Origin of the sequence: Sphingomonas sp. STIS6.2, assembly GCF_000732685.2 — a bacterium.
In the GTDB taxonomy this organism is placed as follows: Bacteria; Pseudomonadota; Alphaproteobacteria; order Sphingomonadales; family Sphingomonadaceae; genus Sphingomonas; species Sphingomonas aerolata.
The window spans coordinates 28,906-53,914 of record NZ_JPDP02000039.1; the positions used below are offsets into that span (position 1 = coordinate 28,906).

The window sequence follows — 25,009 nt, forward strand, 5'->3', positions numbered from 1 at the left end:
GGGCTATCACTCCCCCGCGCGATACCCCTGATATTGCCCGCATTCGCCACGCCGCGGGTCCTTCCTGCAGCGTTTGGCGAGTTCCTTGCGCTGCTTGCCCTCCTCGGCCTCCTGCTTGCGCATCTTGCGGCCGTAATTGCGGTCCGATTCCTCCTGGCTGGTGGTGGTCCAGTCGACCGCCTTGCCCGCGACCTGGAACGGCGCCTTCACGATCGACGTCGCGGTGCTGATGCAGCCCGCGGTCATCAGGGGCAGGATCGCCAGAACGGGAAGAACCTTACGCATCTACTTCACTCCCGCGCGCAGCCGATCGCGCGCCTGCGCCCCGTATAGCGGAAAATCGGTGAAGAATCCGTCGATACCTTGTGCGAGCCCGGCGTCGATCTCCGCGGCGATATCGCCCTGCGCGGCGGGGTCGGTGCCGCGGCGGAAGCGGTCGGGGACGAACATGTTCTCCGCACGGTAGGTCCAGGGATGGACGCGCAGCCCCGCTTCATGCGCATCGGCGACCAGCGGCGACGGCGTCGTGCCCGCCCACAACATGCCCTTGTTCGGGCCGATGCCGTAGGCATAGCCCGCCACCGCCTTCAGGCCCGCGGGCGTGATCATCGCCGCATAGCTCGGCTGCGCGGCGTCGGCGGGGCCGCCCTCGCCGTCGATCAGCTGGATCAGCCGCACCCGCGTCACCGCGTGGAGCCGCTGGAGGTTCTTCACCTCGAACGACTGGATGAACACCGGTGCCGTCGCCGAATCCCAGCCCGCCGCCTCGAGCTGCGCGACCAGCAGCAGGTCGGTCGGGTGGCCGATGCCGGCGAAATAGGTCGGGTGCTTGGTTTCGGGATAGATGCCGATCGTGCGGCCCGTCTCGGCGGAGCGCCGCTTGGCGAGCGCGATGATCTCGGCGAGCGTCGGGATCTCGAACCGGCCGTCATAGGCGGTGTTCGCGGGGCGGAGCTTCGGCAGCCGCTCCTTCGCGCGCAGCGTCTTCAGCTCGGCGAGCGTGAAATCCTCGACGAACCAGCCGGTGAGGCTCTGCCCGTCGATCGTCTTGGTCGTGCGGCGGCTGGCGAATTCAGGATGGTCGGCGACGTCGGTCGTGTCGGCGATCGCATTTTCATGCCGCGCGACGAGCACGTCGTCCTTCGTCGGGACGAGGTCGGGCTCGATGAAGTCCGCGCCCTGGTCGATCGCGAGGTCGTAGGCGGCGAGCGTATGTTCGGGGCGGAGCCCGCTCGCCCCGCGGTGCGCGATCACGATCGGGGGCGTCGAGGGAGAATTTTTCGGTGTCATCGCAACAGATTGCCCGCCGGCGACGCCAAGTACCAGCGCGGCGATCCGTGAGAGCCAATCGCAATAGGAAACCATTCGGCGCATCGGCGTTCAGTCCTCATAATTCCCGGTTCCAGAAGGGGCGACCCCATGCATTTCACGATCAATGGTCAATCATATGACGCCGAGCCCGATATCCGCACCTCGGTGCTCGACCTGTGCCGCGAGCATCTCGGCCTCACCGGCTCGAAAAAGGGCTGCGACCACGGCCAGTGCGGGGCGTGCACCGTCCTGATCAACGGGCGCCGCGTCAATTCCTGCCTGACGCTCGCGGTCATGCACCAGGACGACGAGATCACGACGATCGAGGGGCTCGGCCAGCCGGGCAACCTTCATGCGCTGCAGGACGCGTTCGTCCGGCATGACGGTTACCAGTGCGGCTATTGCACGCCGGGCCAGATCTGCTCGGCGGTCGGCATGCTCGACGAGGTCAAGAAGGGCTGGGCCAGCCACGCCTCGGGCGACCTGACCGATCCGAAGTTCGACGATGCCGAGATTTCGGAGCGGATGAGCGGCAATCTGTGCCGTTGCGCCGCCTATCCGAACATCGTCGATGCGATCCGCGAAGTCGGCGACACCGCACCCAAGGGCCGGTCCGCGGACGAGAAGGACGCGGCGATGGACGCCGATGCGCGCGGGGAGCTGGTAGCATGAAGACCTTCACCTACGAAAAACCCGCGACCCCCGAGGCCGCGGTCAAGGATGCCGGGACGACCGGCGCGCGGTTCATCGCGGGCGGGACCAACCTGCTCGATCTGATGAAGCTGCAGGTCGAGACGCCCGACACGCTCGTCGACATCAGCCGCCTCGATCTCGCGAAGATCGAGGAGCGCGAGGATGGCGGGCTGACGATCGGTGCGCTGGTGCCGAACAGCGACCTCGCCGCCGACCGCCGCGTCGTCGCCAAGTACGAGGTGCTGAGCCGCGCCCTGCTCGCAGGTGCGTCCGGCCAGCTGCGCAACAAGGCGTCGACCGGGGGCAACATGCTCCAGCGGACGCGCTGCTATTATTTCTACGACACCGCCGCCGCGTGCAACAAGCGCGAGCCCGGCAGCGGCTGTTCGGCGATCGGCGGCTTCAACCGCATCCTCGCGGTGCTCGGCACGAGCGAGCAGTGCATCGCGACGCATCCGAGCGACATGGCAGTGGCGATGCGCGCGCTCGACGCGACGATCGTGACCTTGAAGGCGGACGGCGATCGCCGGCGCATCTCGGTGCACGAATTCTACCGCCTGCCGGGGTCGACGCCCGAGATCGAGACCGTGCTCGAGACGGGTGAGCTGATCACGCATATCGAGCTGCCCGCACCGCCCAAGGGCAAGCAGGCCTATCGCAAGGTGCGTGACCGTGCGTCCTACGCGTTCGCGCTCGTCTCGGTCGCGGCCGTGGTCGACGTGCAGGACGGCGTGATCGCGTCGGCCTCGCTCGCGTTCGGCGGGCTCGGGCCGATGCCGTGGCGCAATCCGGCGGTCGAGGCCGCTCTGGTCGGCAAGGCGCCGTCGGACGAGGCCTTCGAGGCCGCGGCGACCGCGCTGCTCGCCGATGCCAAGGGCTATGGCTCGAACGACTTCAAGATCCCTCTCGCGCGTCGCACGCTTATCGCGACGCTGCGCACCGTAACGGGAGCATAAACATGTTCGGTTTTGGAACCACTAACAGCCTGACGATGGACAAGCCGCATCCGGACAGTCTTCTGGACAGCGGCGTCCAGGGCGTCATCGGCAAGCCGCTCGACCGGATCGACGGTCCGCTGAAGGTCAGCGGCACCGCGACCTATGCGGCGGAATATCAGTTCGACGACATGGCCTACGGCGTGCTCGTCGGTACGAAGATCTCCGCGGGCAAGGTCGTGTCGATCGACGTCGACGCGGTGAAGAGCATCCCCGGCGTGCTCGACGTCGTCACCGACTTCGACCAGTTCATCCGCGTGTCCGCACAGGGCGGCGCGACCGATGCACCGACGCAGGGCGTCAAGGACATCGCGTTCTTCGGCCAGATCGTCGCGATCGTGCTCGCCGAGAGTTTCGAGGTCGCGCGCGATGCGGCGGCCCGCCTGCCGATCGTCTATGACGAGGCCGAGGGCCAGTATGACTTCGCCGCGCACCGCGACGAGACGCGGACCCCGCCCGACGATGCCGCCCCTGCGCATTTCAAGCAGGGCGATGTCGACACGGCGATGGCCGATGCGGCGGTGACGGTCGATTCGACCTATGTCACGCCGAGCCAGAATTCGGCGGCGATGGAGCCGCATGCCTCGACCGCGGTGTGGGAAGAGGACGGCTCGCTGACGCTGTACGGCGCCTATCAGATGCCGACGTCGGACGCGCAGCAGCTGGCGAAGTCGCTCGGCCTGTCCGAGAAGAAGGTCCGGATCGTCGCGCGCTATATCGGCGGCGGGTTCGGGTCGAAGCTCGGTATCGCGCCCGAAAGCGTCGCGGCGGCGATCGCCGCCAAGCAGCTTGGTCGTCCGGTCAAGGCGGTCATGTCGCGCCCGCAGGTGTTCGAGGCGACCGTGCGTCGCTCGAACACCGAGCAGCGCGTCCGGCTCGCGGCCAATGCCGAGGGCAAGCTGACCGCGATCGGGCACGAGACGCTCGCGTCGAACCAGTCGACCGAGGATTATTTCGAGCCCGCCGGCATCGGCACGCACCTGCTCTATGGCGGCGAGAACCGGCTGATCACGCATGAGCTGGTCGACGTGAACCTCGTCCTGTCAGGGTCGATGCGCGCGCCGGGCGAAGCGGTCGGGATGCTCGCGCTCGAGGGTGCAATGGACGAGCTCGCCGAAAAGCTCGACATGGATCCGATCGAGCTGCGCAAGCGCAACGATCCGCGGATCGATCCGGAGAAGGACGTCCCCTATTCGTCGCGCAACCTGACGCGCGCGCTCGACGAGGGTGCGGTTCGGTTCGGCTGGGACAAGCGCCAGAAGGCCGGTACGCGCCGCGAGGGCGAGTGGCTGATCGGCATGGGCGTATCGTCCGCGGTGCGCGGCAACATGATGATGGAGTCGTCCGCCAAGGTCGAGATCCATCCCGACGGTTCGGCCACCGTGTCGTCGGCGATGACCGATATCGGCACGGGCAGCTACACGATCCTCGCGCAGATCGCGTCGGAGATCCTGGGCATCCCGGTCGAGAATATCACCATGTCGCTGGGCGACACCAATGATCCCCCCGCGGCGGGTTCGGGCGGGTCCTGGGGTGCGGCCTCGTCGGGGACCGCGGTCTATCTCGCCTGCGAGATGCTGCGCGGCAAGATCGCCAAGGCGATGGGCGTCGACGAGGACGGCCTGACGCTGAAGGACGGCAAGGCGATCGGCGACAACCGTTCGACGCCGATCGGCGAGCTGGTCGGCAAGGGCCTCGAGGCGACCGGGCATATCAAGCCGGGCAAGCAGGAGAAGGAGACGTCGCAGGCAGGCTTCGGTGCGCATTTCGCCGAGGTCGCGGTCAACGTCATCACCGGCGAGACGCGCGTGCGGCGGATGCTCGGGTCGTTCGCGGCAGGGCGCGTGCTCAACGCGAAGACCGCGCGGTCGCAGTGCCTGGGCGGCATGACCTTCGGCATCGGCACCGCGCTGACCGAGGATTTGATCCACGACACGCGCACCGGCAAGCTGGTGAACCACGATCTCGGCGAATATCATGTGCCGGCCAATGCGGACGTGCCGCAGATGGACGTCCACTTCGTCGACGAGCGCGACATCCATGCGAACCCGATCCACGCCAAGGGGATCGGCGAGCTGGGGATTTCGGGCGCGGGCGCGGCGGTTGCGAATGCCGTGTATAATGCGACGGGGATCCGGGTGCGGGAGTTCCCGATCACGTTGGACAAGCTGCTGGATCAGTTGCCGGCGGTCTGACCTGTTCCGCCGCGGAGGCGGGGGTCCAGGAGTCACGGGCGGTGTCGCTTGTGACCCTGGATCCCCGCCTCCGCGGGGAAACAGGTGGAGGTGGGCGCCACCCTCCTTACTACCACCCCGGCGAAGGCCGGGGCCCAGTTGGGGGACTTTCCTGGCAGCGGATCGTCCTTCGTCACGACGACCTTCCCAACTGGGCCCCGGCCTTCGCCGGGGTGGTGGTGAGGGGACGGCACCGAGCCTCGTTTGAGTCGGGCTGGCGTGGCACCGGCCTGCGTCGGGGTGGTGTTGAGACCACGCCCCCCACCCTCGTCAAACACCCCCGCCCCCCCTATCTCAGACCCTCCACACCCGAGGACGAGCCTATGACCGACCATGTAATGGACGCCGCGTTTCGACCGGCCGGGCTCGACCGGGCGACGCAGGGGGTGCTCGGGCGCGGGATCGATCGGGTCGAGGGGCCGGCGAAGGTCACCGGCGTTGCCGATTATGCCTATGAGGGCACGCCCGAGCGGATCGCCTATGCCGCGATCGTCGGCACGCCGGTCGGCAGTGGCCGGATCCTGAGCATCGACGCGCGTGCGGCCGAGGCGATGCCCGGGGTGATCGCCGTGATCCACGGCGATCCGCGCATGCCCGCGGGCGAATCCAATTCCAGCGCGCTGCCGCTGTTCGATACCGACACCATCCTCCATCTCGGCCAGCCCGTCGCGGTCGTCGTCGCCGAGGACCAGGCGATCGCGCGCGATGCCGCGGCCTTGGTCCGTGTCGAGACCGAGGCGGGCGAGGACCGGTTCGACGTCGAGGCGCAGCCGGTCGATACCGATCCCGCGATCGGCTTCGTGCCGCCGGTCGACATGGGCGACCTCGATGCGGCGATGCGCGACGCGGCCGTGACGCTCGATGCGACCTATACGACGCCGGTGCATTTTCCCGCCGCGCTCGAACCGCACGCGACCACCGCCTGGTGGGACGGCGACCGGCTGACGGTACGCTCGAGCAACCAGGTGATCGGCGCCGCGCGCAAGACGATCGCCAAGGTGCTCAAGATCGACGCCGACAAGGTCCGCGTGCTCGCGCCCTATGTCGGCGGCGGCTTCGGCGGCAAGACCGGCGTCGGCCCCGAGGCGATCCTCGCCGCGATCGCCGCGGAGGCGGTCGGCCGCCCGGTCAAGATCGCGCTGCCCCGGCGCCAGACCGCCTATGTCGTCCACCACCGCTCGCACACGACGCAGCGCATCCGCATCGCCGCGGACGAACGTGGCGTGATCCAGGGCATGGGGCATGAGAGCGTCGCCGCGCAGAATGACGACGCGCCGTTCCTCGAACCCGTGCCGTTCGGGACGATCCCGCTCTATCGCGGCGAATCGCGGCGGTTCAGGACCGACCTCGTCCGCGTCGACCTGCCCGCGAGCGGTGCGGTCCGCGCGCCGGGCGAGGCGGTCGGCACGTTCGGCGTCGAATGCGCGATGGACGAGCTCGCGGTGCAGCTCGGGATCGACCCGATCGAGCTGCGCCGCCGCAACGAGCCCGACTGCGATCCGGGCAGCGGCAAGCCCTTCTCCACACGGCGCATGCTCGACTGCTACACGCAAGGCGCCGAGCGGTTCGGCTGGCCCGCCGCCGTCCCCGCGCCCGCATCGGTGCGCGAAGGCGAATGGCTGATCGGGATCGGCATGTCGGCCAGCCTGCGCGGCAATTTCACCGTCCAGGCGCAGGCGCGCGTGCGGCTCGAGGCGGACGGCCGTGCGGCGGTCGAATGCGACATGACCGATATCGGCACCGGCACCTACACGATCCTGGCACAGGCCGCGGGCGAGATGCTCGGGCTGCCGGTCGCGGATGTGGACGTCCGGCTGGGCGATACCGACTTCCCGCCGACCGCGGGGTCGGGCGGGTCGTTCGGCGCAGGCAGCGCAGTGTCCGCGGTGGTGCTGGCGTGCGAGGACATCCTGGCCGAGCTCGCGCTGCGGATGAACGCGGCGCCCGAGGAGCTGAGCCTCAAGGACGGGTGCGTCAGCGCGGGCGGGCGGCAGGTGAAGCTCGCCGACCTGCTGCGCGGGGCGCCGATCGTCGCGACCGGCAAGACCGGCCCCGGCAAGGAGAGCAAGCGGACCAGCCAGGCGAGCCACGGCGCGCATTTCGTCGAGGTCGCGGTCAACGCGGTCACCGGCGAGGTGCGGGTGCGGCGGATGCTCGGCGTGTTCGACGTCGGCCGCGTGCTCAACCGCAAGACCGCGACCAGCCAGATCATCGGCGGCATGGCCTGGGGCATCGCCTATGCGCTGACCGAGGAGGGCGTTGTCGACACGCGCACCGGCGCGTTCGTGAATCCCGATTTCGGCGAATATCACGTCGCGGTGAACGCCGACATTCCGCAGCTCGAGGCCTATTTCATCGAGGAGATCGACGATTCGGCGAACCCTGCGGGCGCCAAGGGGGTCGGCGAGCTCGGCATTTCGGGCGCGGGCGCGGCGGTCGCCAACGCGATCTACAATGCGACGGGTGTGCGGGTCCGCGATTTCCCGGTGACGCTCGACAAGCTGCTTGAGGGCTTGCCCGCGGTATAACGTCTGTTCCCACGCCGATGCGGAGGAACGAGAAGAGAGAGAAGAGATGGCCGAAAACGATAGCGTGATTGCCGCGGCGAAGACCTGGAAGGGCGAGAGGATGGCGATCGCCACGGTCGTCTCGACCTGGGGCTCCGCGCCGCGCCCCAAGGGGAGCCACATGCTCGTCCACGAGGATGGCCGGTTCGAAGGCTCCGTGTCGGGAGGCTGTGTCGAGAGCGACATCCTTGCCACCGCCGCCGACGTGATCGCGGGCGCGCCGTTCCAGCTGCGGAACTACGGTGTCGCGGATGCGGCGGCGTGGGAAGTCGGCCTGCCCTGCGGCGGGGAGATCGCGGTGATGGTCCAGCCGGTGTCCGCCGAGGGCTTCGACCCCGAATTGTTCGACCGGATCGCCGATGCGCGCGACCAGGGCGATGCGCTGACGGTCACCACCGACCTCGCCACCGGGCTCAGCGATGCGCGGCCGGCGGAGACGGGCGAGGTGTTCGTCAACCGCTATGATCCGCCACGCCGCCTGCTGATCGTCGGCGCGGTGCAGATCGCGCAGGCGCTGGCGGGCCTCGCACGCGAGCTGGGGATCGCGACGGTGGTGATCGACCCGCGCGCGCGCTTCCTGACCGACGAGCGCTTCCCCGGCGTCACGCTCGACGACCGCTGGCCCGACGAGGCGATCGCCGCGCTGCGCCCGGGTCCGTCGACCGCGGTGGTGACGCTGAGCCACGACATCAAGATCGACGATCCCGCGCTGATCGCCGCGCTGGCGACCGACGCCGCCTATGTCGGCGCGCTCGGCAGCCGCAAGAGCCATGCGGGGCGACGCGAACGGCTGGCCGCGGCGGGGGTGACCCCTGAGAATATCGACCGGATCGACGCGCCCGTCGGGATCGACATCGGCGCGATCGGGCCGTCCGAGATTGCGCTGTCGGTTGCCGCCGCCATGATCGGAGCCTTCCATGATCGCGGCTGAAGACGTCGTCCTCATCCTGCTCGCCGCGGGCCGATCGCAGCGGTTCGGCATCCCGAACAAGCTGGAGGTGCCGTTCCTCAACAAGCCGGTCGGGCTGCACGTCGTCACCGCGTTCGAGGCGATCCCGTTCCGCGACCGGCTGGTCGTCACCGATGGCTGCACGCTCGACTTCGCGAGCCATGGCTATGCGGTGGTGCATAACGACGATCCCGCGGCGGGGATGGCGCAGTCGGTCAAGCTGGGCGTGCAGCGCGCCAAGGACGACGGCGCGCAGGCGGTGCTGATCGCGCTGGCCGACATGCCGCGCGTGACCGCGGCGCATGTCTACCGGATGCTCGACGCCGCCGACAGCGCGGATGCGGTGGTCGCGTCGAGCGACGGGGTGAAGCCGTCGCCCCCTGCCCTGTTCGGGCGCGACCGGTTCGACTTCCTGCTCTCGCTCGACGGCGATGCGGGCGCGCGCGACCTGGTGCGCGCGGGGCGGCACGTGGTGACCGCGCCGGCCGAGCTGATCGACATCGACACGCCCGAGGATCTGGAGCGGTTGCAGGCGCTGGTCCATGACCCGCGCGCGGCGATCACTCGTGCCTTAACGCGTCGATAGGGTTCATCGCGGCGGCGCGGCGTGCGGGGAAATAGCCGAAGACGACGCCGATCACCGCCGAGATGCCGAACGCGAACAGGTTGATCTCGGGCACGAACAGCCACTGGACCTTGATCAGCGGCGCGATGATCGCGATCGCCAGCTGCGCGATCACCAGCCCGATCAGCCCGCCCAGGCACGACAGCACGATCGCCTCGACGAGGAACTGCAACAGCACCTCGCGCGCCACGGCGCCGATCGCGAGCCGGATGCCGATCTCGCGCGTGCGTTCGGTCACCGACACCAGCATGATGTTCATGATCCCGATCCCGCCGACGACCAGGCTGATCCCCGCGACCGCCGCGACGATGCCGGTCAGCAATGTCGTCGTGCCGGTCAGCGTGTCGGAGATCTGCTTGGTGTCGAAGATGTTGAAATCATCCTCCTTGCCCGCGGTGATCGTCCGGCGTTCGCGCAGCAGGTCGGTGATCGACGCCTGCACGGTCGCGGTCGAGAATTTCTGGTCGACGCCGACCAGCATGAGCCGGATGTCGCGATTGCCGGTGAAGCGGCGCTGCACCGCCTTGATCGGCATGATGACCACGTCGTCCTGATCGCCGCCGAACCCCGCCTGCCCGCGCGTCGACAGCACGCCGATTACGTCGCAGCTGATCGCGCCGATCCGCATCCGGAGGCCGACGGCGTCTCCCCCGCGGAACAGGTTGGTGCGCACGGTATTGCCGATGATGCACACCGCCTTGCCCGACGCCTCCTCGACCGGCGTGAAGATCCGCCCGGTCGCCAGCGGCCAGGGCTGGACCTGGAAATAGGCGCTGGTGGTGCCGTTGATCGTCGTCGACCAGTTGGCGCCTTCATAGATCGCGGTGGCGGTCGCCTGCGCCTGGGGGGCGACCGCAGTGACGCCGGCGATCTGGTTGGCGACCGCGGTGACGTCCTCGGGCTTGAAGTCGGGCGGCCGCGGCCCGCCGCCGCCGCGGCCAAAGCCCTGACCCGGCCGGATCTGGAGGATGTTGGTGCCGAGCGCGGAGATCGACTGCTGTACCGCCGCGGTCGTCGCCTTGCCGAGCGTGACCATCGTCACGACCGCCCCGACGCCGATGACGATGCCGAGAATGGTCAGGAACGACCGCAGGATGTGGCGGCGGATCGAGCGCAGCGCGAGCGAGAGGGTGATGCCGAACATTACCGGATCGTCCCGCCTGCGGGGTTCTGTCGAACCTGGCCAAAAGACCGACAAAAGGGACCCGTCATCTCCGCGCAGGCGGGGATCCAGATACTCGAGGGCGGGCGGGCTTGCCGCGACGGTTGCCAGTCTGGATTCCCGCCTGCGCGGGAATGACGGTGTCGGGTGGGGACGTGAGTGTATGGTGTCCGGGCCATCACGACTCGACCCTTTCGCCTTGCTCGTGGCGGCTTTCGATGCGTTCGACCAGACCGTCCTTGAAGTGGACGACGGTGCGCGCGAAGGCGGCCATGTCGGGTTCGTGGGTGACCATCAGCACGGTGATGTTCTGTTCCGCGTTGAGCCGCGTCAGCAGCTGCATGATCTCGACCGAGCGTTCGCTGTCGAGGTTGCCGGTCGGTTCGTCCGCGAGCAGCACGTCGGGGTTCGTCACCAGCGCGCGCGCGATCGCAACGCGCTGTTGCTGGCCGCCCGACAGCTCGGCGGGGGTGTGGTCCCACCAGTCGGCGAGCCCGACCGTGTCGAGGCTTGCCATCGCCGCCGCGCGCCGCGCGCGCTTCTCGTCGCCGCGGTACAGCAGTGGCAGTTCGACATTCTCGAGCGCGGAGGTGCGCGACAGGAGGTTGAAGCCCTGGAACACGAAGCCGAGATATTTGCGGCGGAGCAGCGCGCGCTGGTCGCGGTCGAGCGTCTCGACATGATGGCCGCGGAACAGGAAGGTGCCGGCACTCGGCACGTCGAGACAGCCGAGGATGTTCATCGTCGTCGACTTGCCCGATCCCGACGGGCCCATCACCGCGACGAAATCGCCGCCGGCAATGTCGAGGTCGACGCCTTTCAGCGCCTGGAACATCGTCGCGCCCGCGCCGTACGTCTTGGTGACGCCGCGCAGCGAGATCAGGGGCGGATTACTGGCCACCGCCCCCGCCCTTGCTCGCGCCACCGCCGCGCCGGCCACTGCCGCCACCGCGCTTGGTCTCGTCCGAGCCGCTCGCGAGCTGGCCGGTGATGACCTGCGCGCCGGGCTGGAGATTGCCCGACAGGACTTCGGTCATCGTCCCGTTGGTGTCGCCGGTGGTGATCTGTACCGGTTGCGGCGTGCCGTCGGCGCCCTTCACATAGATGGTCTGCTGCGCGCCGCGGCCGAGCGTCGCGGTCCGTTCGGCCCCGCCGCCGCGCCGCGGCCGGAAGGTCAGTGACCCGGCAATGCCGCCGCCCGCATCGCCCGACGCGGCAGTCGGCTTGAAACGCAATGCGGCGTTGGGGACGAGCAGCACGCGCTGCTTGTCCGAGGTGACGATATCGGCGGTCGCGGTCATCCCCGGGCGCAGCGTGAGCGACGGATTGGCCACGGTCAGGTCGGCGGCGTAGGACACGACCTGGCCGGTGGTCGTCGTCGTGCTGGTGCTCGAACTCGACGACGTCGCCGAGCTGACCGTCAGGTTCGAGCCGAGATCGACACGCGTGATCGTCGCGGGGAAGGTCTTGCCGGGAAAGGCGTCGACGGTGAAGTTGGCACGCTGGCCGATCTTGACCTCGCCCACGTCCGCCTCGTCGATCGCGACCTCGAGCTTCATCTTGGTCAGGTCCTCGGCGATCACGAACAGCGTCGGCGTGTTGAACGACGACGCGACGGTCTGGCCCGGATCGATCTGCCGCGCGAGCACGACGCCGGTCACCGGCGAGCGGATGATCGCGCGCGCACGCTGCGTCTGGCTCTGCGCGAGTGCGGCGCGGCTGGCGACGACATTGGCCTCGGCGACCTTCTGCGCGGCGAGCGCGCGCTGATAGTCGGCGCGGCCGGCCTGAAGCTCGGTCTTGGACGGCACGCGCCCGCCCGACAGCCGCGCGACCTCCTCGAGCCGGTTGAGCTGTGCGCGCGATTCGGCGACGGTCGCCTGCGCCTGGTTCACCTGCGCCTGGTTGGCGGCGAGCTGCGCATTGCCCTGGCGGATCTGGTCGTCGAGCTGTTCGGGATCGATCAGCGCGAGCGGCTGGCCCGCGACGACGCGGTCGTTGACGTCGGCGACCACTTTGGTGACCAGCCCCGACAGCTGCGACCCGACCGTCACCTGGTTGGTCGGCGCGAGCTTGCCCGTCGCGGACACCGTCACCGTCAGGTTGCCGCGCTCGGCCGCCTGGGTCGAATATTGCGTCTGCTCCTTCGCGCCGAAGCAGCGCGCGAGCAGCAGGCAGAGCAGCACGACGCCGACCGCGATCGCGACCCATTTGATATAGCGTTTCCAGGGGGCCTGCGGCCTCACGCCCAGAAAGTCGTCGATCGATGCGTCGGCCATCAGCGTGCCTCTGGATTGGAGATGGGCGCTTGCGGGATCACGGTCGCGTCCCAGCCGCCGCCAAGCGCGGCATAGAGCGCGACCAGCGCGGTCGCGGCGTCGGCGCGCGCCTGGGTCGCGCCGTTGCGCGCGGACAGCAGGGCGACCTCCTGCTGGTTGAGCGTGGTGAAGTCGGTCAGCCCGGTGCGATACTGGCTGCGGCTGAGGATCGCAGAGTTGTTCGCGGCATCGAGCGCGATGGCGAACTGGCGCTCGCGTTCCTGTGCGGTCTGGAGTGCGACGACCGCATTCTCGACATCCTCGAGCGCGGTCAGCACGGTCGACTTGTAGAAGGCGAGCGCGCCGTCGGCGGCGGCCTCGCTGGTCCGCACCTGGCTGCGCAGCCGGCCGCCGTTGAAGATCGCCTGGGTCAGCCCCGCGAACAGCCCGCCGGTGATCGCATCGCCGATATTGCCGATCGAGGTGGCGTTGGTGTTGATGTTGCCGGTGATCGCGAGCGCAGGATAGAGCTGCGCCTTGGCCACGCCGATCCGCGCGGTGGCGGCGGCCAGCGCGCGCTCGGCCGAGCGGATGTCGGGACGCTGGCGCAGCGTGTCACCGGGAATGCCGACGCCGACCGCCTTCGGCCCGACCGGGATCGGCTTGACCGGCGCGAGCAGCGGCCGGAGCGCGCCCGGCGCCTGCCCGGTCAGCACGCCGATCCGCGCGACCGCGGCGGCATATTGCTGGTCAAGGCTCGGGATCGTCGCGGCGGTCTGGGCCCGCTGCGCACGCGCCTGTTCCTGGTCGAGGCTGGAGACGAGCCCCGCCTGGACGCGGAACCCGGCGATTTCGAGATTGTCGTCCTGGATCGTCAGCGAGGCGCGCGCATTGGCGAGCTGCTGCTGATACAGCCGGGCGAGCACATAGTTGCGCGCGACCTCGCTCTCGATCGAGATGAGGACGGTCGCATAGTCGTAGCCAGAGGCGGCGTACTCCGCGCGGCTCGCCTCGATCGTGCGGCGGATCTCGCCGAACACGCCGACCTGGTAGCTGGCGCTTGCCCCCAGCGTGAAGCTGTTGGTGCCGCCGCCGCCGGTATCGACGACGGTGCCGTCGGGCAGCGTGAACGACCGCCCGCCGCCGCGCAGATTCTCGTTGCGCTGATAACCGCCCGAGCCGCTGAGCGTGGGGAGCAGCGACGCGCGGTTCTGGATCAGGCTCTCGCGCGCCTGGCGGAGGCGGGCGACGCTCTGCGCGATGTCGAGATTGGTCGCCGCCGCCTGCTCGACGAGCTGGCCGAGCACGGGGTCGTCGAACCGCTGCCACCAGCGCGTCAGGTCCTCGGGGCTGGTCGCGGGGGTGACGGAATAGGCGTCTGGCACCCCCAGCTCGGCCGCCGCCTTCGGACGATAATCCGGCCCGACCGAGCAGCCGGCGAGCAGGACGGGCATGAGGAGGAAAGCTCGGACGCGGGACATGGGCGGCAGGCATGACGCAATGCCCCTTCCCTCGTCCAGTGGTTTCGTGTCGCAACCTGTCGCAACCGGGGCGAGCTGTGGGTGGGGTCGGGGCTGGTGACGGCCCCGAAGCATCGCCCCGGACCCCAAGCCCTGCTATGAGCGGCAATCGAACCGCACCCGTTCCAATTTTGCAGTGCAGCGGAACGGAGCGTCACAGCCGGGGGTTAGACGACCATGCTTGCCGAACGCCAGCCTGCGACTGAAGTCCTCGCACCCCCGCCGCACGTCCGCGACGACGCCAGCCTGTTCTTCGATTTTGACGGCACGCTGGTCGATCTGGCCCCGACCCCCGATGCGGTGGTCGTCGACCAAGGTCTGCTCGACCAGCTCGACCGGCTCGCCGTGCGCTTTCCGGCGCGCGTCGCGATCATCAGCGGGCGGTCGATCGCGCAGCTCGACGCAATGCTCGGCCAGCATGCGCGCCGGTTCGCGGTCGCGGGCAGTCACGGCGCGGAACGCCGCACGCCCGAGGATGGCCATGTCTCCGCCGAACGCCCCGCCTCGCTCGAAACCGCCGCGGAGGCGCTGCGCGTCTATGCCGAGGCGAACGCGCTGGTCTATGAGGCCAAGTCGCTCGGCGCCGGGCTGCATTACCGGATGGCGCCGGCGTTCGAGGCGGATGCGGTGAGCCTTGCCGAAGAGCTCGCCCGCACGCACGGCCTGACGCTCCAGCGCGGCAAGATGATGGTCGAGCTGCGCACCCCCGGCGACAAGGGCGCAGCGCTGCGCGACCTGATCGCCGCACCGGCGCTGGTCGGCAGCCGCCCGTTCTTCTTCGGCGACGACGTCACCGACGAGGATGGTTTCGTCGCCGCACACGCGCTGGGCGGCGCCGGGATCCTGATCGGCCCCGAACGCCCTACCGCCGCCACCTACCGCCTCGACGATGTCGCGGCCCTACGCGGCTGGATTGCCGCCATATTGGAATCATGATGACCGCTACCCCGCTCGCCGCCCGCCCGTCCGACACTGGCCCGTTTGACAGCAACCCGACGCCGGACATGAACCTGTGGCCGATCGGCAATTGCCAGGTGTCCGCGCTGATCGACAGGACCGGCACGTTCGTCTGGGGCTGCGTGCCCCGCGTCGACGGCGACCCCGCCTTCTGCGCGCTGCTCGGTGGTGACGCCCCCGAGACGGGGCTGTGGGCGATCGAGCTCGAGGGCAGCGCGAAGACGACGCAGGCCTATATCCGCAACACCCCGATCCTGGTCACCCGGCACGAGGACGAGGCGGGCAACGCGGTCGAGGTGACCGATTTCTGTCCGCGCTTCGTGCGCGAGGGGCGGACCTATCGCCCGACCAGCTTCGTGCGGATGGTGAAGCCCGTCGCGGGCAGCCCGCGGATCCGCATCCGCCTGCGCGTCGCAACCAACTGGGGCCAGCCGACCACGCATACGCAGGGGTCGAACCATATCCGCTTCCTGATGGACGACCAGACGCTGCGGCTCACCACCGATGCGCCGGTCGGGCATATCGTCGGCGAGCGCTGGTTCCGGCTCGAGCGGCCGATGCACCTGTTCCTGGGGCCCGACGAGAGCTTTGCCGGCGTGCTGCACGAGGCGGCCGAGGCGATGCTGACGCGGACCAAGGACGAATGGCGCCACTGGGTGCGCGGGCTGGCGACCCCGGTCGAATGGCAGGACGTCGTCATCCGCGCGGCGATCACGCTGAAGCTGTGCCAGCACGAGGAGACCGGCGCGATCGTCGCCGCGCTCACCACGTCGATCCCCGAACATGCGGGGTCCGAGCGCAACTGGGATTACCGATACTGCTGGATTCGCGACGCCTATTACACGGTGCAGGCGCTCAACCGGCTCGGCGCGCTCGACGTGCTCGAGGGGTATCTCGAATATCTGCGCAACATCGTCGACGCGTCGAAGGGCGGGCATGTCCAGCCGCTCTACGGCGTCGGCGGCGAGGCGACGCTGGTCGAGCGAGTCGCGCCTGCGCTGCCGGGGTATCGCGGCATGGGTCCGGTCCGCGTCGGCAACCAGGCCTATGAACAGATCCAGCACGATGCGTATGGCCAGATCATCCTGTCCGACGTCCAGGCGTTCTTCGACCAGCGGCTGTTCCGCATGTCGAGCCACGAGGATTTCAAGAGCCTCGAGCTCGTCGGCGATCGCGCCTGGGAGACCTATGACAAGCCCGATGCGGGGCTGTGGGAGCTGCGCACCAAGGCGCATGTCCACACCTATTCGGCGGCGATGTGCTGGGCGGCGTGCGACCGGCTCGCCAATGCGGCGGGCGTGCTCGGGCTCGAGGATCGCCGGACCTTCTGGAACGCGCGCGCGGACACGATCCGCAAGACGATCGAGACCTCGGCCTGGCGCGAGGAGACGCAGCGCATCTCCGCGACGTTCGGTGGCGACGATCTCGACGCGAGCCTGATCCAGCTGCTCGACCTGCGCTTCTTCGCGCCCGACGATCCGCGTTTTCAGTCGACGCTGAAGGCGGTCGAAGAGGGTCTGCGGCGCGGCAGCCACATGCTGCGCTATGCGACCGAGGATGATTTCGGCCTGCCGCACACCGCGTTCAACGTCTGCACCTTCTGGCTGATCGAGGCGCTGCACGCGACCGGCCGCACCGCCGATGCGTGCGCGCTGTTCGCCGAGATGGTCGCGCGGCGCACGCCCGCGGGGCTGTTGTCCGAGGATATCGACCCCAATACCGGCGAGCTGTGGGGCAATTATCCGCAAACCTATTCGCTGGTGGGGCTGATCAACTGCGCCGTCCTCCTCAGCAAACCCTGGAGCGCCGTACGATGAGTCGCCTGGTCGTTATTTCGAATCGCGTGCAATCGGTCGATGCGCCGTCGGGCAACCAGGGCGGCCTTGCGGTCGCGCTGCTCGCCGCCTTGCGTGAAAAGGGCGGGGTCTGGTTCGGCTGGTCGGGCGCGACCACCGAGACCTTTACCGGGCATATCAACTTCCAGCAGGGCAAGGGCGTCACCACCGCGACGATCGACCTGGAGGAACAGGATTTCGACGAATATTATAACGGCTATGCGAACCGGACCTTGTGGCCGCTGTTCCATTACCGGATCGACCTGACCGAGTTCGAACGCGATTTCTCCAGCGGTTATGCGCGCGTGAACAAGCGCTTTGCCGAGACGGTGCTGCCGCTGATCGAGCCCGACGACCTCGTCTGGGTGCACGACTATCATCACGTGCCGCTGGGGCGCGAACTGCGCAAGCTGGGGGTCGAGAACAAGATCGGCTTCTTCCTCCACATCCCCTGGCCGCCGATGGCGATGCTGCTGTCGCTGCCGAGCCACCGCGCGCTGGTCGAATCGATGTTCGCGTACGACGTGGTCGGGTTCCAGACGCAGGACTGGCTCGACAGCTTCCTGCATTACGTCACCAGCCAGCTTGACGGCGTGGTCGGCGAGGATGGCTGGGTGACGGTCGGCGACCGGACGATCAAGGCGATCACGACGCCGATCGGGATCGAGACCGCGGATTTCGAGAAGTCCGCGAGCAGCGACACCGCGCGCCACGCGAAGGAGCGCATGTACATGTCGGCGACCGGGCGCAGCCTGATCGTCGGCGTCGACCGGCTCGATTATTCGAAGGGCCTGGCCGAGCGCTTCTCGGGCTATGAGCGGTTCCTGGCGTCGCATCCCGATCACCGCGGGCTGGTCTATATGCTGCAGATCGCGCCGCCCTCGCGCGAGAAGGTCGACACCTATCAGGAGATCCGCGCGAACCTCGATTCGATGTCGGGGCGGATTAACGGCGAGTTTTCGGATATCGACTGGACGCCGATCCGCTACGTCAACCAGGGCTTTCCGCGCGACGTGCTGGCGGGGATCTACCGCGCGGCACGCGTCGGGCTGGTGACCCCCTTGCGCGACGGCATGAATCTGGTCGCGAAGGAATATGTTGCGGCTCAGGATCCCGAGGATCCCGGCGTGCTGATCCTGTCGCAGTTCGCGGGCGCGGCGGCGCAGCTGTCGGATGCGGTGCTGGTCAACCCGTACAGCCCGGAGGAAATGTCCGACGCGATCGCGCGCGCGCTGAAAATGCCGCTGGCGGAGCGCAAGGCGCGCTGGGAGAAGCTGATCGACAACGTCCGCAAGGAGGACGTGATGTGGTGGTGCGAACTGTTCATTACGGCGCTTGAAGATGCGCCGGAGCATGTCGAGGCGTAACTAACGTCGTCATCCCCGCGCAGGCGGGGATCCAGACTGGCTACCCCTGCGAGTTCACACCATGGCCAGCCAATATGGATCCCCGCCTCCGCGGGGATGACGGCTTGAATCAGGGATGGAGCCGAGCGGCGACGTGTTCTCCCCAAGACCCGTCCCGTCATCCTGACTTTCGTCAGGGTGACGGGTGTCGTGCGCCGCGCCAGCGTTACGACGCGGTGCCGCGCACCGGGTCCGGGGCCATCAGCAGGCGGCCGCGGGGCATCGCTTCGGGCATTTCGGCCGTAATATACGCCAGCATCGCCTCGCGGACGTCGCAGCGCAGGTCGAACGCGACCGAGGCGTTCTTGGCGGTCATCAGCGCGCGGAGTTCGACCGCGTCCGCCTTCATGTCGGTGACCTGCAGGTTGAAGAACCGGCCGTCCCAACGCGGATTGGCCTTCACCACTTCGGCGAGCTTCTCGCGCAGACGCGGCACGTCGGTCGACGGATCGACATACCAGAAGACCGAGCCCATCAGCTGGCTGGTCTCGCGCGTCCAGTTCTGGAAGCTCTGTTCGAGGAACTTCGACACCGGCACGACGAGGCGGCGTTCGTCCCAGATCTTGATGACGACGAAGGTCAGATTGATCTGCTCGACCCGCCCCCATTCGCCGTCGACGATCAGCACGTCGTCGAGCCGGATCGGTTCGGTGAACGCCATCTGCACGCCGGCGATCAGGTTCTTGAGCGCAGGCTGAGCCGCCGCACCGACGACGAGGCCGGCGATGCCCGCCGAGGCCATCAGCGTGACGCCGATCGAGCGGATGCCGGGGACGCTGAGTAGCATCAGGCAGACGCTGATGAAGATGATGAAGAAGGTGCCGATCCGGCCTAGGATCGCCGCACGGGTGCGCTTGCGCCGCGCGCGCAGATTGTCCTCGACGGTGATGTCCGAGCGGATCTCGATCACGTCCTGGAATGCGCGCAGGGCCGCGACCGCGAGCCAGCCGAGCAGAGCGGGGACGAGGAAGCCGAGCAGCTGCTTCCACAATTCCTCGATATCGTCGTCCATCGGCAGGATCCGCGCGACGAACGCGACGCTGACCGCGACGAACACCGCGCGCAGCGGCCGGCGGACGCGCGCGAGGACGAGTCCGTCGGTCTTGGCGGTCGAGCGCCGTTGCGCATGGCCGGCGATCCGCATCGTCAGCCAGTGCGCGACCAGCGCGAAGAGCACCGCCGCGGAGACCACGGCGACGCTTTCCAGCCAGACCCATTCGGGTGGTATGTGGAGCGATCTGAATATGCGCATGACAGCGCAACGGTGCGGGTGCGGGGATGTTCCGCTGCGGTGCAGCATGGGGGGGGCGCGTTGGATATGAGCACCTCCCCGGCGGAGGCCGGGGCCCAGTTGGAAAGGTCGCAGTAATGGAGGGCGGCCCGTCGTTACCGCCGTCCCCCAACTGGGCCCCGGCCTTCGCCGGGGTGGTGTTTTCCCTGGGAAAATCGCTCGCCGCGCCCCGTCTTCCCGGATGACGCGCCTCCGTGATCATGCCACAAGACGGCGATCATGATCGCCCGGAGAATCAGACGCTTCCTGAGCGAGGAAGACTGGACGTTCGCACCGCACGAACTGCCCGTCCTCCCCGGATCACCGGGCTCGCCCGCACATCCGCGGCACCGCCAGATCGCCTATGCGCTGATCGGCATCCTCCTCGGGCTGACGGTCGGGTTCGGCAATGCGCTGATCAGTGCGAACACCTACACGCTGCAGGGCGCGCTTGGGCTCGATCCGGCAGAGATCGCATGGCTGCCGACGGTCTATGTGATGACGAACGTCAGCATCAACCTGCTGATGATCAAGTTTCGCGCGCAGTTCGGGCTCAGGCCCTTCGCGCTGATCTTCCTCACGCTCTACGTGCTGGTGACGCTCGCGCATCTGTTCGTCCACGGGTTCGCCACCGCGATCGCGGTGCGCGCGATCAGCGGGATGGCGGGCGCCGCGCTCAGCAGCCTGTGCCTCTATTATGTGATGCAGTCGCTGCCCGCGAAATGGCGGCTGAAGGCGGTGGTGCTCGGCATCGGCATCCCGCAATGCGCGACGCCGCTCGCACGGCTGTTCTCGCCCGACCTGCTCGCCATGTCGCAGTGGCGCACGCTGTATTTGTTCGAGCTCGGCCTCGCTTTGCTGTCGCTCGCCGCGGTCGCCGCGCTGCGGCTGCCGCCGACGACGCGGAGCAAGGCGTTCGAGCCGCTCGACTTCCTCACCTTCGTGCTGTTCGCGGGGTCGACCGCGCTGTTCGCCGCGGTGCTCGGGCTGGGGCGGATCCTGTGGTGGACCAATGCGCCGTGGATCGGCTGGGCGCTGATCGTCGCGATCCCGATGTTCGCCGCCGCGATCGTCGTCGAGCATCACCGCGTCAACCCGCTGCTCAACACCCGCTGGCTCGGCAGCGCGGACATATTGCGCTTCACGGTCGTCATCGTGATGGCGCGGATCGTGCTGTCCGAACAGACCTATGCCGCGGTCGGCCTGCTGACCGTGCTGGGGCAGAACAACGACCAGCTCATCCCCTTCTTCCTGATCATCTTCGTCGCCTCGGTCGCGGGCGTGATCGCGAGCGCGGTGACGCTCGACGTCGAGCGGCTCGGCCATCCGATCATGCTCGCGATCGGGCTCGTCGCGGTGGCAGCGTGGTTCGACTCCTATGCGACCAGCCTGACGCGCGCGCCGCAGATGTACGTGACGCAGGCGATCATCGGTTTCTCCGCGACCTTTTTCCTCGGCCCCGCATTGCTGTTCGGGATGACGCGCGCGCTGAAGGAGGGGGCGGGGCACATCATCAGCTTCATCGCGCTGTTCGGGATCATCAACTCATTGGGCGGGCTCGGCGGTACCGCGCTGCTCGGCAGCTATCAGGTGATCCGCGAGAAGGCGAACAGCGCAGCGCTGGTCCAGCAGATCTCGCCGACCGACCCGATCGTCGCGCAGCGCATCGCCGCGGGCGGCGCCGCGGTCGGCCGGGTGATCGTCGACCCGACGCTGCGCAGCGCGGAAGGCGCGGCGATTTTGTCGCAGACCACGACGCGCGAAGCAAACGTGCTTGCCTATGCCGACGTCTTCCGCTTGGTCGCGATTCTCGCCGGAGGGACGTTCGGGTATCTCGTCTTCCTGATGGTGCGACGCCAACGACGCGAACGCCGTGCGCGACTTGAGAGGACGACATGACCGACGCCCGCAGCCCGGTGGCAGAAGGACCCGCGACGGAGGAGAAACAGGCGGAGACGGCCGCCGCCCCGACCGCCGCGCCTGCGCCCGCCGCGACGCCCGCCACCCCGGTCGGCTCGGGCTGGCGACCGCAGCCGCCAAGCCCGCGGGTCATCGGCGTCATCGTCCTGCTCGTGATCGCGGGCGTCTGCGCGGTGCTCGCGGCGTGGCGGCTGCCGCCGTTCGCGACCAGCTACCAGTCGACCGACAATGCCTATGTCCGCGGCCGCACCACGGTGATCAGCCCGCAGGTCAGCGGCTATGTGACGCAGGTGCTCGTCCGCGACTTCGCCGATGTGAAGGCGGGCGATCCGCTGGTGAAGATCGACGACCGCATCTATCGCCAGCGGATCGACCAGGCGCAGGCGCAGGTCGACGCGCAGGCGGCGACGCTGTCGAACAGCCTGCAGACCGCGCGCAGCCGCCAGGCGAGCCTTGCCGCGCAGGACGCCGCAGTCGCCAATGCCGCGGCGCAGCTGATGCGCGCGCAGGCGGACATGGCGCGCGTCAACGACCTCGTCACCGACGGCTCGGTCAGTCTGCGCGAACGCGACCAGACGCTCGCCGCGCTCCGCCAGGCGGAGGCGCAGGTCCAGCAGGCCAAGGCCGCGCGCGAGATCGCCCGGCAGGACATCCGCACCGTCGAGGTCGGGCGCGGCGGCCAGGAGGCGGGCGTCTCGGGCGCGGAGGCCGCGCGCCAGCTCGCGCGGATCGACCTTGCCAACACGGTGATCCGCGCGCCCGAGACGGGGCGGCTCAGCGAGGTCGGCGTCCGGCTCGGCCAATATGTGACCGCGGGGTCGCAGCTGATGTTCCTCGTGCCGCCCGAAACCTGGGTGATCGCGAACTTCAAGGAGGCGCAGACCGCGCGCATGGCGGTCGGCCAGCCCGCGTCGTTTACGGTCGACGGGCTCGCGAACGAACGGCTGACCGGGCGCGTCGAACGGATTTCGCCCGCGGCCGGCTCGGAATTCGCGGTGCTGAAGGCGGACAATGCGACAGGCAACTTCACCAAGGTGCCGCAGCGGATCGCGGTCCGCATCCGCGTCGATCCGGGCCAGCCACTGAGTGCGCGATTGCGGCCGGGGATGTCGGTGCAGGCGCGGGTCGATACGGCCGGCGGGCCGGGGCCGCGGTGATGTCGCGAACCCCCCTCGGTCCCTGTTCTCCAGCCCAGCCTGGATCGCCGCCTTCGCGGGGAGACATTTTGGCAGAGACGGTAAACCGCTCAAAAACGTCCACCCCGGCGAAGGCCGGGGCCCAGTTGAGGGACGGCGATAACGAAGCGCTGTCCGCCGTTACTGCGACCTTCCCAACTGGGCCCCGGCCTTCGCCGGGGTGGTGGCAGGGGGTGCGGGCGATACCCGATGCTTCGTTTGCGTCCTGTTCTCCCGCGAAGGCGGGAGCCCAGACTGGGTCCCCGCCTTCGCGGGGAGACATCTTGAGGGAGGGCGCTGCGCCGCCTCACGCCGCCACCCCTACCAAAACCGCTACCCCGGCGAGTATCCCCACCCCGGCGGAGGCCGGGGCCCAGTTGGGGGACGGCGATGACGGAGCACTGTCCGTCGTTACCGCGGCCTTCCCAACTGGGCCCCGGCCTTCGCCGGGGTGGTGGTTAACAGTGCGGGTGCGGCGCGGCGTGCCGGGGTGGTGGCTAGCAGTGCGGACGTTGGGCGGCGTGCGGACGTGGCGCCGCAAACACGCATGGCGGACCGCCGCCGCCCTCCCCCTCGCGCTGCTCGCCTCCGCGTGTATCGGCCCCCGCCCCGAGGCGCCTGCCGCGACCGCGGTTGCGCCGCCGCCGGCGTGGCGGACCGCGCTGGGGCCGGGTACGCCGATCCGGGCGGACTGGTGGAGCGCGTTTGGTGATCCCGCGCTGACGAGCCTCGTCGCGCGGGCGCTTGCCAACAGCCCTGATCTGGGGGCGGCGGCGGCGCGGATCGACGAGGCGCGGGCCGCCGCGCGGCTGGCACGGGCGCAGCAGACGCCGCTGGTCAACGGGTCGGCGCCCGGCACCACCGGGCAGACGGTCGGCGCGCTCGGCACGCCGATCGATGCGATAGGTGCGCAGCCCGCGGTCAGCATCAGCTATGATCTCGACCTGTTCGGCCGGCTCCGCCAGGCGAGCCGCGCGGCACAGGCGCAACTGCTCGCGAGCGAAGCGTCGCGCGACACCGTCCGCCTTGCGATCGCGAGCAGCGTCGCGACCGGCTACATCACGCTGCGCGCGCTCGATCAGCGGCTAGCGGTCGCGCGCCAGACGCTCGACGCGCGCGCCGAGGGGCTGCGCATCGCCCGCCGCCGGGCGGAGACGGGCTACACCTCAAACCTCGAACTGCGTCAGGCCGAGGCGGAATATCACGCGACCGAACAGCTCGTCCCCGCCGCCGAACTGTCGATCAGCCGCCAGGAAAACGCGCTCAGCCTGTTGCTCGGCGATGTCCCCGGGCCGATTCCGCGCGGCCTGCCGCTCGACCGGCTTGCCGCGCCCGCGATCCCCGACGGGCTGCCCGCGGACCTGCTCCGCCGCCGGCCCGATCTCTATCAGGCGGAACAGACCCTGGTCGCGACCGACCGCTCGCTCGACAGCGCGCGCGCGGCGATGCTGCCCAATCTCGCGCTCACCGGCTCGGCGGGCGTCGTGCTGTCGAGTGCGCTCGCCGATCCGATCGCGGTGTTCTCGATCGGCGCGAGCGTGCTCAGCCCGATCTTCGACGGGGGGCGGCTGGGGGCGCAGGCCGATGCCGCGACCGCGCGCCGCGACCAGGCGGCGTTCGCCTATCGCCGCACCGCGCTCCAGGCGTTCCGCGAGGTCGACGACAGCCTTGCGGGCGTCCGCCGCTCGGGCGAACAGGCCAATGCGTTCGCGGCGCAGCGCGATGCGCTCGCGGGCGCGCTGCGCAACGCGTCGAACCGCTACCGCGCGGGCTATTCGGCCTATATCGACCAGCTCGATGCGCAACGCGGGCTGCTGACCGCGGAGCTGTCGCTGGTCCAGGCGCGCGCGGACCGGCTGACGGCCTATGTGACGCTCTACCAGGCGATGGGCGGCGGCTGGTCGCGCGACGATGCGGCGATCGTGCGGCGCTGAGGAGGGTTACGCAGGGCGCCGCTTGCGGCCTTGGGCTCCCGCCTTCGCGGGAGAACAGTTTCTGCCACACCGGATCCGCCACCGTTCCCCCGCGCAGGCGGGGGTCCAAGGCCAAGCAGGACGGCACGCGCCACTTTGCTCCCCGCATCCACGGACGAAGCGCTGCATTTTCCTGCCACAGTTGATGCATAAGCGGGT

At 69.0% G+C, this 25,009-nt stretch carries 19 protein-coding genes; 12 read left to right on the forward strand and 7 right to left on the reverse strand.

Annotation, left to right across the window (positions count from 1 at the left end; all coding sequences use genetic code 11):
* Positions 1 to 6: 6 nt before the first annotated feature.
* Together sphst_RS05755 and sphst_RS05760 are read right to left on the reverse strand one after the other, a co-directional pair.
* Positions 7 to 285: a hypothetical protein gene (locus sphst_RS05755; RefSeq protein WP_031396071.1), complete on the reverse strand. Its 279-nt coding sequence runs from the start codon at positions 283 to 285 to the stop codon at positions 7 to 9.
* Positions 286 to 1,290 carry a glycerophosphodiester phosphodiesterase gene (locus tag sphst_RS05760; RefSeq protein ID WP_107045306.1) on the reverse strand — a complete coding sequence of 335 codons (1,005 nt, stop codon included), beginning with the start codon at positions 1,288 to 1,290 and terminating at the stop codon, positions 286 to 288.
* 129 nt (positions 1,291 to 1,419) lie between these two features.
* Here sphst_RS05760 and sphst_RS05765 point away from each other — a divergent pair, with 129 nt between their 5' ends.
* From sphst_RS05765 to sphst_RS05790, 6 genes are all read left to right on the forward strand, one after another.
* Positions 1,420 to 1,983 carry a 2Fe-2S iron-sulfur cluster-binding protein gene (locus sphst_RS05765; RefSeq protein WP_081877755.1) on the forward strand — a complete coding sequence of 188 codons (564 nt, stop codon included), beginning with the start codon at positions 1,420 to 1,422 and terminating at the stop codon, positions 1,981 to 1,983.
* Positions 1,980 to 2,960 (forward strand): FAD binding domain-containing protein, encoded by a 981-nt coding sequence (locus tag sphst_RS05770; RefSeq protein ID WP_107045283.1) that lies wholly within the window; start codon positions 1,980 to 1,982, stop codon positions 2,958 to 2,960. Before sphst_RS05765 ends, sphst_RS05770 begins: the two co-directional genes overlap by 4 nt.
* 2 nt (positions 2,961 to 2,962) lie before the next feature.
* Positions 2,963 to 5,194: a xanthine dehydrogenase family protein molybdopterin-binding subunit gene (locus sphst_RS05775; protein ID WP_107045284.1), complete on the forward strand. Its 2,232-nt coding sequence runs from the start codon at positions 2,963 to 2,965 to the stop codon at positions 5,192 to 5,194.
* A gap of 362 nt (positions 5,195 to 5,556) precedes the next feature.
* Positions 5,557 to 7,761 (forward strand): xanthine dehydrogenase family protein molybdopterin-binding subunit, encoded by a 2,205-nt coding sequence (locus sphst_RS05780; RefSeq protein ID WP_107045285.1) that lies wholly within the window; start codon positions 5,557 to 5,559, stop codon positions 7,759 to 7,761.
* A gap of 46 nt (positions 7,762 to 7,807) precedes the next feature.
* Positions 7,808 to 8,731, forward strand: a complete 924-nt coding sequence (locus sphst_RS05785) for an XdhC family protein (protein ID WP_031396591.1) — start codon at positions 7,808 to 7,810, stop codon at positions 8,729 to 8,731.
* A complete protein-coding gene (locus tag sphst_RS05790; RefSeq protein ID WP_031440130.1) occupies positions 8,718 to 9,335 on the forward strand; it encodes a nucleotidyltransferase family protein in 618 nt (205 codons plus the stop codon). The genes sphst_RS05785 and sphst_RS05790 overlap by 14 nt, the downstream gene beginning before the upstream one ends.
* On the opposite strand, the gene sphst_RS05795 is transcribed toward sphst_RS05790, so the two are convergent.
* From sphst_RS05795 to sphst_RS05810, 4 genes are all read right to left on the reverse strand, one after another.
* Entirely contained in the window at positions 9,310 to 10,518 is a 1,209-nt protein-coding gene (locus tag sphst_RS05795; RefSeq protein WP_107045286.1) for an ABC transporter permease, read from the reverse strand. The two genes, sphst_RS05790 and sphst_RS05795, sit on opposite strands and share 26 nt — an antisense overlap.
* Positions 10,519 to 10,714: 196 nt before the next feature.
* Positions 10,715 to 11,371 (reverse strand): ABC transporter ATP-binding protein, encoded by a 657-nt coding sequence (locus tag sphst_RS05800; protein WP_081874217.1) that lies wholly within the window; start codon positions 11,369 to 11,371, stop codon positions 10,715 to 10,717.
* Positions 11,372 to 11,426: 55 nt separating this feature from the next.
* On the reverse strand, positions 11,427 to 12,815 hold the full coding sequence (locus sphst_RS05805) for an efflux RND transporter periplasmic adaptor subunit (protein WP_107045287.1): 1,389 nt from the start codon (positions 12,813 to 12,815) through the stop codon (positions 11,427 to 11,429).
* Positions 12,815 to 14,248: an efflux transporter outer membrane subunit gene (locus sphst_RS05810; protein ID WP_234387473.1), complete on the reverse strand. Its 1,434-nt coding sequence runs from the start codon at positions 14,246 to 14,248 to the stop codon at positions 12,815 to 12,817. The genes sphst_RS05805 and sphst_RS05810 overlap by 1 nt, the downstream gene beginning before the upstream one ends.
* Before the next feature lie 243 nt (positions 14,249 to 14,491).
* On the opposite strand from sphst_RS05810, the gene otsB reads away from it, so the two are divergent.
* The 3 genes from otsB (at position 14,492) to sphst_RS05825 (ending at position 18,473) form a co-directional block, all read left to right on the forward strand.
* Entirely contained in the window at positions 14,492 to 15,250 is a 759-nt protein-coding gene (gene otsB, locus sphst_RS05815) for a trehalose-phosphatase (protein WP_107045289.1), read from the forward strand.
* Positions 15,251 to 15,318: 68 nt separating this feature from the next.
* On the forward strand, positions 15,319 to 17,088 hold the full coding sequence (locus tag sphst_RS05820) for a glycoside hydrolase family 15 protein (RefSeq protein ID WP_056680793.1): 1,770 nt from the start codon (positions 15,319 to 15,321) through the stop codon (positions 17,086 to 17,088).
* Entirely contained in the window at positions 17,085 to 18,473 is a 1,389-nt protein-coding gene (locus sphst_RS05825) for an alpha,alpha-trehalose-phosphate synthase (UDP-forming) (RefSeq protein ID WP_031394052.1), read from the forward strand. The genes sphst_RS05820 and sphst_RS05825 overlap by 4 nt, the downstream gene beginning before the upstream one ends.
* A gap of 205 nt (positions 18,474 to 18,678) precedes the next feature.
* On the opposite strand, the gene sphst_RS05830 is transcribed toward sphst_RS05825, so the two are convergent.
* Positions 18,679 to 19,764 carry a mechanosensitive ion channel family protein gene (locus sphst_RS05830; RefSeq protein ID WP_031394051.1) on the reverse strand — a complete coding sequence of 362 codons (1,086 nt, stop codon included), beginning with the start codon at positions 19,762 to 19,764 and terminating at the stop codon, positions 18,679 to 18,681.
* 258 nt (positions 19,765 to 20,022) lie between these two features.
* On the opposite strand from sphst_RS05830, the gene sphst_RS05835 reads away from it, so the two are divergent.
* The 3 genes from sphst_RS05835 (at position 20,023) to sphst_RS05845 (ending at position 24,811) form a co-directional block, all read left to right on the forward strand.
* Positions 20,023 to 21,681, forward strand: a complete 1,659-nt coding sequence (locus tag sphst_RS05835) for an MFS transporter (protein ID WP_056679760.1) — start codon at positions 20,023 to 20,025, stop codon at positions 21,679 to 21,681.
* Positions 21,678 to 22,859 (forward strand): HlyD family secretion protein, encoded by a 1,182-nt coding sequence (locus sphst_RS05840; protein WP_107045290.1) that lies wholly within the window; start codon positions 21,678 to 21,680, stop codon positions 22,857 to 22,859. Before sphst_RS05835 ends, sphst_RS05840 begins: the two co-directional genes overlap by 4 nt.
* 530 nt (positions 22,860 to 23,389) lie before the next feature.
* On the forward strand, positions 23,390 to 24,811 hold the full coding sequence (locus tag sphst_RS05845; protein ID WP_442800385.1) for an efflux transporter outer membrane subunit: 1,422 nt from the start codon (positions 23,390 to 23,392) through the stop codon (positions 24,809 to 24,811).
* The last annotated feature ends 198 nt before the right edge of the window (positions 24,812 to 25,009 follow it).

Coding starts and splice junctions, on each gene's coding strand:
- sphst_RS05755 (WP_031396071.1), bottom strand. CDS start 285: ATGCGTAAGGTTCTTCCCGTTCTGGCGATCCTGCCCCTGATGACCGCG.
- sphst_RS05760 (WP_107045306.1), bottom strand. CDS start 1,290: ATGACACCGAAAAATTCTCCCTCGACGCCCCCGATCGTGATCGCGCAC.
- sphst_RS05765 (WP_081877755.1), top strand. CDS start 1,420: ATGCATTTCACGATCAATGGTCAATCATATGACGCCGAGCCCGATATC.
- sphst_RS05770 (WP_107045283.1), top strand. CDS start 1,980: ATGAAGACCTTCACCTACGAAAAACCCGCGACCCCCGAGGCCGCGGTC.
- sphst_RS05775 (WP_107045284.1), top strand. CDS start 2,963: ATGTTCGGTTTTGGAACCACTAACAGCCTGACGATGGACAAGCCGCAT.
- sphst_RS05780 (WP_107045285.1), top strand. CDS start 5,557: ATGACCGACCATGTAATGGACGCCGCGTTTCGACCGGCCGGGCTCGAC.
- sphst_RS05785 (WP_031396591.1), top strand. CDS start 7,808: ATGGCCGAAAACGATAGCGTGATTGCCGCGGCGAAGACCTGGAAGGGC.
- sphst_RS05790 (WP_031440130.1), top strand. CDS start 8,718: ATGATCGCGGCTGAAGACGTCGTCCTCATCCTGCTCGCCGCGGGCCGA.
- sphst_RS05795 (WP_107045286.1), bottom strand. CDS start 10,518: ATGTTCGGCATCACCCTCTCGCTCGCGCTGCGCTCGATCCGCCGCCAC.
- sphst_RS05800 (WP_081874217.1), bottom strand. CDS start 11,371: ATGTTCCAGGCGCTGAAAGGCGTCGACCTCGACATTGCCGGCGGCGAT.
- sphst_RS05805 (WP_107045287.1), bottom strand. CDS start 12,815: ATGGCCGACGCATCGATCGACGACTTTCTGGGCGTGAGGCCGCAGGCC.
- sphst_RS05810 (WP_234387473.1), bottom strand. CDS start 14,248: ATGCCCGTCCTGCTCGCCGGCTGCTCGGTCGGGCCGGATTATCGTCCG.
- otsB (WP_107045289.1), top strand. CDS start 14,492: ATGCTTGCCGAACGCCAGCCTGCGACTGAAGTCCTCGCACCCCCGCCG.
- sphst_RS05820 (WP_056680793.1), top strand. CDS start 15,319: ATGAACCTGTGGCCGATCGGCAATTGCCAGGTGTCCGCGCTGATCGAC.
- sphst_RS05825 (WP_031394052.1), top strand. CDS start 17,085: ATGAGTCGCCTGGTCGTTATTTCGAATCGCGTGCAATCGGTCGATGCG.
- sphst_RS05830 (WP_031394051.1), bottom strand. CDS start 19,764: ATGCGCATATTCAGATCGCTCCACATACCACCCGAATGGGTCTGGCTG.
- sphst_RS05835 (WP_056679760.1), top strand. CDS start 20,023: ATGATCGCCCGGAGAATCAGACGCTTCCTGAGCGAGGAAGACTGGACG.
- sphst_RS05840 (WP_107045290.1), top strand. CDS start 21,678: ATGACCGACGCCCGCAGCCCGGTGGCAGAAGGACCCGCGACGGAGGAG.